At 64.0% G+C, this 13490-nt stretch carries 11 protein-coding genes; 8 read left to right on the forward strand and 3 right to left on the reverse strand.

Annotation, left to right across the window (positions count from 1 at the left end; genetic code table 11):
* Positions 1-207: 207 nt before the first annotated feature.
* On the forward strand, positions 208-1791 hold the full coding sequence (locus ABQJ48_RS19285) for an aldehyde dehydrogenase (NADP(+)) (protein WP_367839601.1): 1584 nt from the start codon (positions 208-210) through the stop codon (positions 1789-1791).
* Positions 1792-1965: 174 nt separating this feature from the next.
* Here the strand turns inward: ABQJ48_RS19285 and ABQJ48_RS19290 are convergent, their stop codons facing one another.
* The 3 genes from ABQJ48_RS19290 to kdgD all read right to left on the reverse strand — a co-directional run bounded on the left by ABQJ48_RS19290 (position 1966) and on the right by kdgD (position 5443).
* Positions 1966-2709 (reverse strand): FadR/GntR family transcriptional regulator, encoded by a 744-nt coding sequence (locus ABQJ48_RS19290; RefSeq protein ID WP_367839602.1) that lies wholly within the window; start codon positions 2707-2709, stop codon positions 1966-1968.
* 191 nt (positions 2710-2900) lie between these two features.
* A complete protein-coding gene (locus ABQJ48_RS19295) occupies positions 2901-4250 on the reverse strand; it encodes an MFS transporter (protein WP_367839603.1) in 1350 nt (449 codons plus the stop codon).
* 275 nt (positions 4251-4525) lie between these two features.
* Positions 4526-5443: a 5-dehydro-4-deoxyglucarate dehydratase gene (gene kdgD / locus ABQJ48_RS19300; protein WP_367839604.1), complete on the reverse strand. Its 918-nt coding sequence runs from the start codon at positions 5441-5443 to the stop codon at positions 4526-4528.
* 224 nt (positions 5444-5667) lie between these two features.
* Between kdgD and garD the strand changes: the two genes are divergently transcribed.
* The 7 genes from garD to ABQJ48_RS19335 all read left to right on the forward strand — a co-directional run.
* Complete coding sequence (gene garD, locus ABQJ48_RS19305) at positions 5668-7257, forward strand: galactarate dehydratase (protein ID WP_367839605.1); 1590 nt, start codon at positions 5668-5670, stop codon at positions 7255-7257.
* A 72-nt stretch (positions 7258-7329) separates the two neighbouring features.
* Positions 7330-8172 (forward strand): NAD-dependent epimerase/dehydratase family protein, encoded by an 843-nt coding sequence (locus ABQJ48_RS19310; protein ID WP_367839606.1) that lies wholly within the window; start codon positions 7330-7332, stop codon positions 8170-8172.
* The gene (locus ABQJ48_RS19315; protein ID WP_367839607.1) at positions 8169-9104 is read left to right on the forward strand and encodes an SMP-30/gluconolactonase/LRE family protein; all 936 of its coding nucleotides are present in this window, start codon (positions 8169-8171) and stop codon (positions 9102-9104) included. Before ABQJ48_RS19310 ends, ABQJ48_RS19315 begins: the two co-directional genes overlap by 4 nt.
* A gap of 598 nt (positions 9105-9702) precedes the next feature.
* A complete protein-coding gene (locus tag ABQJ48_RS19320; RefSeq protein ID WP_367839608.1) occupies positions 9703-10692 on the forward strand; it encodes a TRAP transporter substrate-binding protein in 990 nt (329 codons plus the stop codon).
* A gap of 151 nt (positions 10693-10843) precedes the next feature.
* Positions 10844-11323: a TRAP transporter small permease gene (locus ABQJ48_RS19325; protein ID WP_367839609.1), complete on the forward strand. Its 480-nt coding sequence runs from the start codon at positions 10844-10846 to the stop codon at positions 11321-11323.
* A 7-nt stretch (positions 11324-11330) separates the two neighbouring features.
* Positions 11331-12683, forward strand: coding sequence for a TRAP transporter large permease (locus tag ABQJ48_RS19330; RefSeq protein WP_367839610.1), 1353 nt, complete (start codon positions 11331-11333; stop codon positions 12681-12683).
* Between the two features lie 81 nt (positions 12684-12764).
* Positions 12765-13490 (forward strand): porin (locus ABQJ48_RS19335; protein ID WP_367839611.1); only part of this gene is annotated, 726 nt, incomplete at its 3' end.

Below are 13490 nucleotides of genomic sequence, written 5' to 3' on the forward strand. Positions count from 1 at the left end.
CCTCGAACGGCAATGGATCGGGCGAGCGGTGGCGGATTCACACGGCGTTATAGGTCGTCGTACGTCTTGGCGAGATTATCACCGGGTTGGCCGGTTGTAACGGCCACGTAAACCCGAATGCGCCGTCAGACAAGCCCTCGACGTTGCGCTTACGGCGCGTGACGTTGTATGATGACCTATATCCACGAGTTCATTTAAGGAAGTCAAATGTCCATCACCGGCGAAATGCTGATCGGCCGCCAGGCAGTGCGCGGCGAAGAACAACCCCTGCATGCGTTCAATCCCGCCACGGGTTCGGCGATCGCCGAGCCGGTTTTCGGCAGCGGCGGCGTCGCCCAGGTCGAGCGCGCGTGCCAGCTCGCGCACCAGGCGTTCGACCCATACCGGGCATTGCCGCTCACGGTGCGCGCCGAATTCCTCGAACGCATTGCCGACGGTATCACCGCACTGGGCGACGCTCTGATCGAGCGCGCGCACCAGGAAACGGGCCTGCCCAAGGCGCGTCTGGAAGGCGAGCGCGGCCGCACGACCGGCCAGCTCAAGTTGTTCGCGCAGGTGGTGCGCGCCGGTCAATGGCTCGCCGCCACGCTCGATTCGCCGCTGCCGGAGCGCAAGCCGCTGCCGCGCTCGGATCTGCGCATGCAGAAAATCGCGCTCGGTCCGGTGGCGGTGTTCGGCGCGAGCAATTTCCCGCTCGCGTTCTCGGTGGCGGGCGGCGATACGGCTGCCGCACTCGCGGCGGGCTGCCCGGTCGTGGTGAAGGCACATCGCGCACACCTCGGCACGTCGGAAATGGTCGGCCGTGTGATTCAGCGCGTCTCGCAGGAAATGGACCTGCCGGAAGGCGTGTTTTCGCTGATCGTCGGCGCCGGCAATCTGGTCGGCGAAGCGCTGGTGTCGCATCCGGAGATCAAGGCGGTCGGCTTCACCGGTTCGCGCGCGGGCGGCACCTCGCTGATGCGCGTCGCCACGGCGCGCCCCGAGCCGATTCCAGTCTACGCGGAAATGAGCAGCATCAACCCCGTGTTCATTCTGCCGAACGCGCTGGCGCAACGAGGCGACAGCATCGCGCGCGGTTTCGTCGATTCGCTCGTGCTTGGCGCGGGCCAGTTCTGCACCAACCCTGGTCTTGCAATCGCGATCGACAGCGACGCGCTGAAGGGCTTCGTCGCCGCGGCGTCTGAAGCGTTGGGCGGCAAGCCGGCCCAGACCATGCTGACGGCCGGCATCCACGCGGCGTATCAGGACGGCGAGCGCAAGCTGGCGGCGACCCGCGGCGTCGAGGCCGTGGCGCACGGCGTCGAGCCGACCGGCCCGACCCAGGCGCGCGCGGCGCTGTTCGTGACCGATGCGCAGACCTTCCTCGCGAACCCGGCGCTGGAAGACGAAGTCTTCGGCCCGGTGTCGACCCTCGTGCGTTGCAAGGACGAGCAGCAACTGCTGGCGGTGGCCGAGCACTTTGCCGGCCAGTTGACCGCGACGCTGCAGATGGACAGCGCGGATATCGCGGCCGCGAAGAAGCTCGTGCCGATTCTCGAGCGCAAGGCCGGGCGGATTCTGGTCAACGGTTACCCGACGGGCGTCGAGGTATCGCACGCGATGGTGCACGGCGGGCCGTTCCCGGCTACGTCGGACACCCGCGCGACGTCGGTCGGCACGACGTCGATCGAGCGCTTTCTGCGCCCGGTGTGCTACCAGGACTTCCCGGCGGATCTATTGCCCGAAGCACTGGCCGATAGCAATCCGCTGGACCTGTGGCGTCGTCGCGACGGCGAGATCACGCGCGGTTAACGACGGACGATGGCTCGCAGCGTTGATGGATCATCGGGCTGCGGGCGCAAGTGGAATGATCACGGCGCTGCGAGCGCAAGCCGAATAAAAAATGGCCGGGAGTAAGACTCCCCGGCCATTTTTTGCCTGCTGCGTACGCGCAGCGCGAACCTGAACCCGCCTTCGGCCAATTGCTCAGCTATTGGCCTCAGCGGTTTCGTTCGCGCGCCGCAAGCGTTCGCGGCTATTCGACAGATGCATGCGCATCGCCGCGCGCGCGCCGTCGGCGTCGTGCCGCGTGATCGCTTCGAGAATGCTTTCGTGTTCGAGATTGACGAGCGACAAATACGCATCCGGCGCCGCGCGCGCGATGCCGGCCGAGTCGAGCCGGTTGCGCGGAATCAGCGCGCTGCCCATTTGCGTGAGAATGTCGACGAAATAGCGGTTGCCCGTGGCGCGCGCGACCGAGATATGGAACTGCAGGTCGGCATCGACACTATCCAGCCCGTTGTGGCGGGTGGCTTCGATCGCGTCGAGCGCGGTGCGCATGCGTGCAAGGTCGTCCGGCTTCGCGCGTTGCGCGGCGAGCCCCGCGCACTCCGTTTCGAGGCTGATGCGCAGTTCGAGGATGGACAGCACATCGCGCAGCGTGGTGGCGGGCACCATATCGATCCCCAGCTTTTCGCGCTGCGGCTCCAGCACGAAGCTGCCGATGCCATGCCGCGTTTCGATGACCTTGCCTGCCTGTAAGCGCGAAATGGCTTCACGAATCACCGTGCGGCTCACGCCCAGCGTGACCATCAGTTGCGATTCGGTCGGCAGCTTGTCGCCGGGCTTGAGCGCGTTGGTTGCGATCTGCTCGGTGACGTAGCTCACGACGAACTCCGCAAGATTGCGAGCGCGTCGTGGCGGTGCCGCGGACGACAGTGGTGTAGCCATCGAAAACGCCCCTTCCATCAGATAGTTGCAGATACGCCCTGCAATTCATTATACCGTCGTCTGACGACTGATTATATCAATGCGGGATCATTTTCGGCGCCTGGCACTGCCGCGCGCGAAGCGCCGCAGGACGCGCGGCAGCGGCCACGGCCCTCGCCTCAGGGCCTCGGGAAATACGATAACCGCGTCGATCACGCCGGGCGCAGCTCCACGCGCTCGATGTCCTTGACGATCACGAGGTAGCTGAACACCGTAAGCAGCGCGTTGGCGCCGACGAACACCAGCGCGCCGTTGAACGAGCCGGTGCGCGCGACGAGGTAGCCGATCACGATCGGCGTCACGATGCCGGCTACGTTGCCGAACATGTTGAAGATGCCGCCGGACAGGCCGAGCGCTTCCTTCGGCGACGTATCGGCCACGACCGCCCAGCCGAGCGCGCCGATGCCTTTGCCGAAGAACGCGAGCGACATCAGTGCGACCACGATCCAGTCGGTCGACACATAGTTGCAGCCGATGATGCTCACCGACAGCAGCATTCCGCCGACGATCGGCACCTTGCGCGCGACCGTCAGCGAGCAGCCCCGCCGGATCAGCCCGTCCGAAAGCACGCCGCCCAGCACGCCGCCGGAGAAACCGCAGATCGCCGGCAGCGACGCCACGAGGCCCGCCTGCAGGATCGTCATGCCGCGCGCCTGCACCAGGTAGATCGGAAACCAGGTCAGGAAGAAGTAGGTCAGCACGTTGATGCAGTACTGCGCGACATAGACGCCGACCAGCATTCGGTTGCCGAGCAGCTGACGCACCAGGGACCAGCCGCCGGCGTTCTCGATGTTGGCCGCACGCGTCCTCTGGTGGCCGGTGACCACGCCGCCGCCACGCTGGATGTACTCCAGTTCGGCAGCCGACACGCGCGGGTGGTCGGCGGGATTCTTCATGACCTTCAGCCACGTCAGCGCGAGCACCAGTCCCAGCGCGCCCATGACCACGTAGACCGCCTGCCAGCCGAACGCGTGCGTGAGCCACGCCATCAGCGGCGTGAACACGACGGCCGCGAAGTATTGCGCCGCATTGAAGATGGCCGACGCGGTGCCGCGTTCGTTGGTCGGGAACCAGCTCGCGACCACCTTCGCGTTGGCCGGAAACGCTGGAGATTCCGCGGCGCCCATCGCGAAACGCAACACGAACAATGCGGTCACGGCGGCGCCCGCGCTGCCGAGCAGGCCGATCGAGCTTTGCAGCAGCGTGAAGACAGACCACAGGAAGATGCTTGCGGCGTACACCCGCCGCGCGCCGAAGCGGTCCAGCAGCCAGCCGGCCGGCAGTTGCGATAACACGTAGGCCCAGCTGAACGCCGAGAAAATGTAGCCCATGCGGATCGCGTCGAAGCCGAACGCGGTGCGCATCGCCGAGCCGGTCACCGAGAGCGTCGCGCGGTCGGCGTAGTTGAGCGTGGTGATCAGAAAGATCAGCAGCAGGATCGCGTAGCGGACTTTGGTGCGCGTGGCTGCGGCGGCGGGGTTCGCCGTGCGGCTCAGATCCATGGTCATCTCCTGAAATTGTTATGCAACGCGGGGGCTCCCCGCTGGCCGACAAGCTGGCCGACATCTTGCGATGACAGACGAGGCTGCTGCTGCGCATGAAGCGCCGCGCGCGGCCCGCGCGTTCGCACGAAGCAGCGGGCGGCCGCGTGCAACGTCCGTCGCGCGACTGGAAACGCCCGGCGACGTAACCGTCCCCGGGCGCACGTTGCGTGGCCGTTCGCGCGGCCTTTTCGCATGCGTCTGCCGGGTCTTCGCCGGGCAAACGCGCCGGTGAATTACTGCGCTCCGAGCTTTTTGATGAGCGCGTCGAGCTGTTCCATCTCTTCGCCGCTCAGGTCGGTGAGCGGTGCGCGCACGGGGCCGGCGCTATGTCCGACCAGCTTCGCACCCGCCTTCACGATGCTGACCGCGTAGCCCGCCCGGCGGTTGCGGATCTTCAGGTACGGCAGGAAGAATTCGTCGAGCAGTTTGCCGGTCGTTGCGTGGTCGTCCGCCGCGATGGCGCGGTAAAAGTCCATCGCGGTCTTCGGAATGAAGTTGAACACCGCCGACGAGTACACCGGCACGCCCAGCGCCTTGTAGGCCGCGGCGTACACTTCCGCGGTCGGCAGGCCGCCCAGGTAAGAGAAGCGCTCGCCCAGACGGCGGCGGATCGTCACCATGTTTTCGATCTCGCCCACGCCGTCCTTGAAGCCGATCAGGTTCGGGCAGCGCTCCGCCAGGATTTCAAGCATGTCGGCGTTGAGCTTCGAGTTGGCGCGGTTGTAGATGATCACGCCCATGTTCGGCACAGCCTTGCAGACTTCTTCCGCGTGCGCCGCGATACCTTCCTGGCAGGCTTCCGTCAGGTAGTGCGGCATCAGCAGAATGCCGTTCGCGCCGTGGCGCTCGGCTTCCTTCGCGTACGCGATGGCCACGCGCGTCGGGCCGCCGGCGCCGGCCAGGATCGGCACCTTGCCTTTGCAGACTTCGGTTGCGGTGCGTACGACCTTCGAATAGTCGTCGTGCGTGAGCGAGAAGAATTCGCCCGTGCCACCGGCGACGAACAGCGCCGAAGCCCCATACGGTGCGAGCCATTCGAGGCGTTGTGCATACGTGTCGGCGCGGAAATCGCCTTGTGCGTCGAAGTCGGTAACGGGGAAGGACAGGAGGCCTTCTGAAACGATCTGCTTGAGTTCCTGCGGTGTCGTCATGGTGAGTATCCGGGCGTGGGTACGAGCCGATTAGTAGTATTTCAATCGAAATGGAGATTTCTTATACGTCATCGTACAACAACGAATCAGGTAACTCAACGATGTTTTCGCGGCATGATCGTTGCCTTAGGGTAAATACGGAACAGCTTCGCCAAGTCCAATGTTGTAGGATGACGTATGAATACTCGCGCAGCAGGCGTACCGAGGCCAAAAGGATCGATGCAATGGAACAATCTCCGCTCTACATTCGCGTTCACCCCAATGACAACGTCGCGATCGTCGTCAATGACGGCGGTCTGGGCGAGGGCGCCGTTTTCCCCGATGGCTTGGTGCTGCGCGAGCGCGTGCCGCAGGGCCACAAGGTCGCGCTGGCCGACCTGGCCGAAGGCGACGAGGTCATCCGCTACAACGTGGTGATCGGCTATGCGCTCAAGAGCCTGCCCACGGGCAGCTGGATCAACGAACACGTGATCCGCATGCCGAGCCCGCCCGCGCTCGACGACCTGCCGATCGCCACCATCAAGGCGCCAGAGATGCCGCCGCTGGAAGGCTACACGTTCGAGGGCTACCGCAATGCGGACGGCTCGGTCGGCTCGCGCAACATACTTGCCATCACCACCACCGTGCAATGCGTGGCCGACGTGGTCGAGCACGCGGTCACGCGCATCAAGGCCGAGCTGCTGCCGAACTACCCCAATGTCGACGACGTGGTGAGCCTCGGCCACACCTACGGCTGCGGCGTGGCGATCGACGCGCCCGATGCGATGGTGCCCATCCGCACCGTGCGCAACATCGCGCTGAATCCGAATTTTGGCGGCGAGGTGATGATGGTCAGCCTCGGCTGCGAAAAGCTGCAGCCCGAGCGGCTGATGCCGCCGGGCACGATTCCGATCGCGGCCGCCGCGAATGTCGCGGAAATCGCGGACATCGGCGATGTCGAGGCCGATACGAACGGCGACGTGGTGGTGCTGCAGGACGAGTCGCACGTCGGCTTCCAGTCGATGATCGAATCGATCATGCGCACCGCCGAGGGCCATCTGAAGCGCCTGAACAACCGCCGTCGCGAGACCTGCCCCGCGTCCGATCTCGTGGTCGGCGTGCAATGCGGCGGCAGCGACGCGTTCTCCGGACTCACCGCGAACCCCGCCGTGGGTTTCGCCACCGACCTGCTGGTGCGCGCCGGCGCAACGGTAATGTTCTCGGAAGTCACCGAAGTGCGCGACGGAGTCGATCAGTTGACGGCGCGCGCCGCCAATGCGGACGTCGCGGCCGCGATCATCCGCGAGATGCAGTGGTACGACGATTATCTGAAGCGCGGCGGCGCCGACCGCAGCGCGAACACCACGCCGGGCAACAAGAAGGGCGGCTTGTCCAATATCGTCGAAAAGGCGATGGGTTCGATCATCAAGTCCGGCAATTCGGCGATTTCCGGCGTGCTGTCGCCCGGCGAAAAGGTCCGCCAGAAGGGCTTGATCTACGCGGCCACGCCGGCCAGCGATTTCATCTGCGGCACGCTGCAGCTCGCTGCGGGCATCAATCTGCACGTGTTCACGACGGGCCGCGGCACGCCGTATAGCCTCGCCGAAGTCCCCGTCATCAAGGTCGCGACGCGCTCGGACCTGGCGCGCCGCTGGCATGACCTGATGGACGTCAATGCCGGCACGATCGCCACGGGTGCCGCGTCCATCGAAGAGGTCGGCTGGGAGCTGTTCCGTCTGATGCTCGACGTCGCCAGCGGGCGCAAACAGACCTGCGCGGAAAAGCTGAAGCTGCATAACGCGCTGGTGTTGTTCAACCCCGCGCCGGTCACCTGATTGACCGCGCGGCTCCCCCGTTGCTCCGCGCTGTCCAGCTGCACATCACATAACAGTAGATAACAGAAAGACATGACTGACTCGAACGCTGAACGCCCCGCGGCACCCAAACCTTTCCGCCGCCTGCTGCTCACCGGCGCCGCGGGCAACCTCGGCAAACAGTTGCGCGGCGCGCTCGCCGCGTGGGTCGATGTGGTTCGCGTGACCGACATCGCGCCGCTCGGGGAAATCGCGGCACATGAAGAAGCGAGCGTCGTCGACCTCGCGGACGAACCCGCGGTTCTCGCGCTGCTCGAAGGGGTGGATGCGGTGATCCATCTCGGCGGCATTTCCGTCGAAGCGCCGTTCGAAGACCTGCTCGAAGCGAACATCCGCGGCCTGTACAACCTGTACTCGGCGGCGCAGAAGCAGGGCGTGAAACGCATCATCTACGCAAGCTCGAACCATGCGGTGGGCTTCCATCCGGTGACTTCGGTGATCGATGTGGACGCGCCGCTGCGTCCCGATAGCCTGTATGGCGTGACCAAATGCTTCGGCGAATCGCTGTCGCGCTATTACTTCGACCGCTTCGGCCTGGAGACGGTGTGCCTGCGGATCGGCTCGTCGTTCGAACAGCCGAAGAACCCCCGGATGCTCGTCACGTATCTGAGCTACCGCGACTTCATCGAGCTGGTGCGCTGCTCGCTGCTGACCAACCGGGTCGGCCACGCGATTGTCTATGGCGTGTCGAATAACCGGGTCTCATGGGTGGACAACACGAAGGCGGCGTTCCTCGGCTTCCGTGCGCAGGACAGCTCGGCGCAATTCGAGCATCTGTTCCCGGCCGGCGCCCCTGACACCCACTTCGACGATCCGACGCAACGGTTCCAGGGCGGCCCGTTCGTGCTCGCCGGTCCGATGGAGCCGACGCGGTGAGCGCCACGCTCAATCCGCGCGTGGAACGACTCGAAGCCGCGGGGCACACGCCCGCGACGGTCGGCGAAAGTCCGGTGTGGCGCGCGGCCGAACAGGCGCTCTACTGGGTCGACATCCCCGCGCGAAAAATCGTGCGGCTGCGCGTCGAGACGGGCGAGCGCTCGGAATGGCTGTTGCACGAGCAGGTCGCCTGCATCGCGTTCGACCGTCACGGCACGGTGCTGGCGGGTTGCGAGACCGGGCTCTTTGCGCTCACGCTGAGCGAAGCGCCGCAAGGCGGCAGCGGCGAAGCGCTCGCGGCCAGCATGCGCAAGCTCGCCGCGCCGGCGTTCGGCGTCGACGGCATGCGCTTTAACGACGGTCGCTGCGACCGGCAAGGGCGTTTCTGGTCCGGCACGATGGTGCAAGACATGGCGGCGGCCAATCCGGCCGGCGCGCTGTACCGCTTCGACGCGCATGGCGTGTTGTCCGCGCCGGTGGTCGATGCGCTGATCACGCCAAACGGCCTCGGCTGGTCGCCGGACGGCACGACCCTGTACCTGTCGGACTCGCACCCGTTGCGCCGGCTGATCTGGGCATTCGACTACGACATCGAATCCGGCGTGCCGCGCAACCGGCGCGTATTCGCCGATCTGCATCATCACGCCGGCCGTCCCGACGGCGCAGCGGTCGACGCGGACGGCTGCTACTGGATCTGCGCGAACGACGCCGGCCTGTTACTGCGCTTCTCGCCACAGGGCAAGCTCGACAGGCGAGTCCCGGTGCCGCCCACCAAGCCCGCGATGTGCGCGTTCGGCGGGCGGGACATGGATACGCTGTATGTCACCTCGATTCGCCCCGGCGCGGGCGCGAGCGAGCACGACGGTCATGTCTTCGCGTTGCGTCCCGGTGTGACCGGCTTGCCGGAGCCTGAATTCGCGGGCGTTCTGTAGGGGCGGACGCAGGGTAGTGAGCGCCGGGCAGCGGTTCAGCCCGGCGTTTTGCTTTGCATAATGCGCGTTCTTCATCACTCATCGTACAACGCTGTCGCTTATAGGCCACAGCGGCAGCGACTTCGTCCAGAAAACGAGGGCGCCGGCGGGGCCGGCATGATGCTCCCCTTCTTTCCTCGTTAAGCGGACCCGGCTTGACGGACACACCGCCATCCCTGCCGGGGCCGTCGATGGTGCGGGTAAATACTGTCTGTACAACTCCGACAGCGTTTTATAGACTTCTTCGTATGTCGTCGTACAACGTATAAGCCCCGACAAAATCCTTTCTTTAAATTTTAAGATGGCGGGCGACGGGGCGGTTGCAGCGCGCCACACGCGGTCCGCGATCTCGCGCCCACGTGATCGAGCAAGAGAAGTGAAGCGGTCTGGTAGGAGTACTGAGCATCTGTGCCGGGGACAGTCGCACAGGCCAGTATGGCAACGCGCTCGCTAGCGGAACACGCTGCGGCGCCGAGTCGGGAGACGCATCAAAACATGTCGCATCCGCAAGCGGCCCTCCGCAATCGATTGGAGGGTCAATTTTTCAAGGAATGTCACGATGAACAACAAGTTTGCCTCTTCCCGTGTGTCGATGATGGTCGCGGCCGCGCTGGCGTTTACCGCCGTGTCGGCTCAAGCGCGCGTGTTCCGCGTTTCGGACGTGCATGGCGACACCTATCCGACCAATATGGCCGTGAAGTACATGGGTGAAGAGATCAACAAGGCAACCGGTGGCAAGGATTCGGTGAAGGTGTTCGGCAACAGCGCGCTGGGCTCCGAAAACGACACGATCGACCAGGTGCGTATCGGCGCGTTGGACATGGCGCGCGCCAACGGTGCCGCGTTCAACGAAATCGTTCCTGAATCGATGATCCCGTCGCTGCCGTTCCTGTTTCGCGACATCGGCCATTTCCGCAAGGTGATGTATGGCCCGGAAGGCCAGAAGATCCTCGACGCGTTCTCGGCGAAGGGCATGATCGCGCTGACGTTCTACGAGAGCGGCGCCCGTTCCATCTACACGAAGAAGCCGATTCATTCGCCGGCCGACATGAAAGGCCTGAAGGTGCGCGTTCAGCCTTCGGACCTGATGGTCGACGAAATCAAGGCCATGGGCGGCACGCCGACTCCGATGCCGTTCGCCGAAGTTTATACGGGCCTGAAGACCGGTCTGGTGGACGCCGCGGAAAACAACATTCCGTCCTACGAAGAAACAAAGCACTTCGAAGTCGCGCCGGTATATTCGGAAACCCAGCATTCGATGACGCCGGAAGTGCTGGTGTTCTCGAAGAAGATCTGGGACACCCTCACGCCGCAGGAACAGACCATCATCAAGAAGGCGGCGGCCGACTCGGTGCCTTACTACGAAAAGCTGTGGACCGCGCGCGAAGCGGACGCGGCCAAGACGGTCACCAAGGGCGGCGCGACCATCGTTGCTTCGTCGCAGATCGATCGCGCGTCGTTCGTGAAGGCGATGCAGCCGGTCTGGGCGAAGTATGAGAAGACCCCCCAAATGAAGCAGCTCGTCGACGAAATTCAGGCAGTCAAGTAGGGTCCGCGTTGCGGCCGGGCAGTGGCAGTGGCGCAAGCAGCCGCGCGGAAAGTCGCGCAGGCTGTTGCGCCGCGCGAGCTGCTGCGCCGGTTGAGTCGAGCAGGATTGCTGATTCTTAAAGACAGATCTGCCGTGAGCAAGGACGGGGTCAATGAGTTTCCTGAAGCGCCCAAACGATTTTCTTTTTCGCGCGCTGGCCGTTGTCGCATCGACAAGCCTCGCCGTGCTCTGTGTGCTGGTGATTTATAGCGTCGTCATGCGCTACGTCTTCAGCGATGCACCCGATTTCGTCGAGCCCATCGCGTTGCTGCTGGTGATCGTGATCGCCATGTTCGGCGCGGCGCTGAAGGTTCGCGAAAGCGGCCATATCGGGCTCGACTCGCTCGTCAAGAATTTGCCGGAGAAAGGCCAGGCCATCGCGGCGGGATTCCAGCATTTGTGTCTGGTCGCGTTCGCCGTGGCGGTGTTCTTCGGCTGCCTGGAGATGGCGATCACCACCCGGCAAGACCATATTCCGATTCTCGGTTTGCCCGAAGCATTGCGGTACTGCATCCCGGTGGTTGCCAGCGTTTGCATCGCAATGTTCTCGTTCGAGCACCTGCTCGCGCTCTTCGCAAAGAAACAAAAATAGAACGATCATGGAACTCGCCCTGCTGGCCATCAGTTTTCTCGTATTCCTTCTTCTCGGGGTTCCGGTTTCGTTTGCGCTGGGATTGTCGTGCGTCCTGACGTATCTGTTCGAAGGCTTGCCGGCGGCAACCGCGTTCCAGTCGATGATCTCGGGAATGAATGCGTTCTCGTTCCTCGCAGTGCCGTTCTTCATTTTCTCGGGCGAACTGATGCTGCACGGCGGCATCGCGGACCGTATCCTGCGTTTCGCGCAGGCCACGGTCGGGCATTTCCGCGGCGGCCTGGGTATGGCCAACGTGGTTGCTTGCACGCTGTTCGGCGGCGTATCGGGCTCGCCGACCGCGGACACCTCCGCGATGGGCGGCGTCGTAATACCGCTGATGAAGCGCGAAGGCTACTGCGCCGCGTATGCGGTCAACGTCACGACCCATTCGTCGCTGGTGGGCGCGCTGATGCCCACGTCGACCAACATGATCATCTATGCATTCGCGGCGCAGGGCATCACCGGCACGCTCAATGGCGTACAGATGAGCGGTGTGTCCATCGGCGATCTGCTGTTCTCCGGTCTGCTGCCGGTGCTGTGGGTGATGGGTCTGGTGCTGATCGCCGCTTACTGGCAAGCCGTCAAGTACGGCTATCCGCGCCGTCCCGACGGTTCCACCGAACTGCAGCGCTTCCCGGGCTGGATGGCGGTGTGCCGCACATTCATCGGCGCGTTGCCGGGTCTGATGGTGATCGCGATCATTCTGGTGTGCGTCGCGAAAGGCATCGCCACCGCGACCGAAGCCGCCGCGATTGCCGTCGGCTACTCGCTGATTCTCACGATCGTCGTGTATCGCTCGATGTCGATGAAGAAGCTCAGCCACGCGCTGTCGAAAGCGGCCAAGACCACCGGCGTGGTGCTGTTGCTGATCGGCGTGTCGAACATGCTGCGCTTCCAGATGGCCTTTCTGGAGATTCCGGACGCGATCGAACACATGCTCGACGGTGCGACCGTGCTGCCCTGGCTGATGCTGCTGTACATCAACCTGATCCAGATTTTCCTTGGCACGTTTGTCGACATGGCGGCGCACATCCTGATCACCACGCCGCTGTTCCTGCCGATGGCGATGCACAACGGCGTGGGTCCGGTGCAGTTCGGCATCATGATCCTGCTGAACTGCGCATTGGGCCTCGTGCATCCGCCGATCGGCTCCGTGCAGTTCATTGGCTGCGCGATCGGCAATGTGTCGATTGGGGAAACCACCAAGGTGGCATGGCCGTATTACCTGGCTATCTTCAGCGCGATCAATATTGTGACCTATGTGCCGTGGTTCTCGACGTGGCTGCCCAGCCTGATCAACGGACACCCAGTGTTCTGATTCGGACAACGTATAAACGCACACTCGGCGGCGCTCTCATCGGGCCGCGAACAAAGAAAAACTTTTAACAGAGGAGTAGCAATGAAAAAGGCACTGGTCACTTCGGCCATGGGGTTGGTCGCCATGGGCGCGCATGCACAAAGCACCGTGACGTTGTACGGTATCGTCGATACGGGTATCGGCTATCAGAACAGCGCGACGACGTTGAGCCCGACATCAGGCGCGGCGTCGGCCAGGCCGTCCCCGGGCGGCAGTTCGCAGGTCAAGATGATCAACGGCATCTGGGCTGGCAGCCGTTTCGGCCTGAAGGGCTCGGAAGACCTGGGTGGCGGCACCAAGGCGATTTTCCAGCTGGAGCAGGGCTTTAACAGCGCAACCGGCGCGCAGGGCGTGTCGGGTCTCGCGTTCAACCGTCAGGCATGGGTGGGGATGACCAACGCCACGTTCGGTACGCTCACGGCCGGCCGCCAGTACACGGCGTACTACACGCTGCTCTCGCCGTACAGCCCGACCACGTGGCTGACCGGTGCATACGGCGCTCACCCGGGCGATATCGACTCGCTCGATACGTTGTACCGCGTCAACAACTCGCTGGTCTACACGTCGCCGAACATGCACGGTCTGACGCTCAGCGGTTCGTACGCGCTGGGCGGCACGCCGGGCAGCTTCGCCGCCGGCCAGACCTGGAGCGCGGCAGCGCAGTACCTGAACGGCCCGTTCGGCATTGCAGCAGGTATCCAGCGTATCGACAACGGGACCTCGGGCGGCGGCGCATGGGGTGCGAACTCCACGACGTCGAACAACGGG

It is taken from the genome of Paraburkholderia suaedae (assembly GCF_040812055.1).
Taxonomy (GTDB): domain Bacteria; phylum Pseudomonadota; class Gammaproteobacteria; order Burkholderiales; family Burkholderiaceae; genus Paraburkholderia.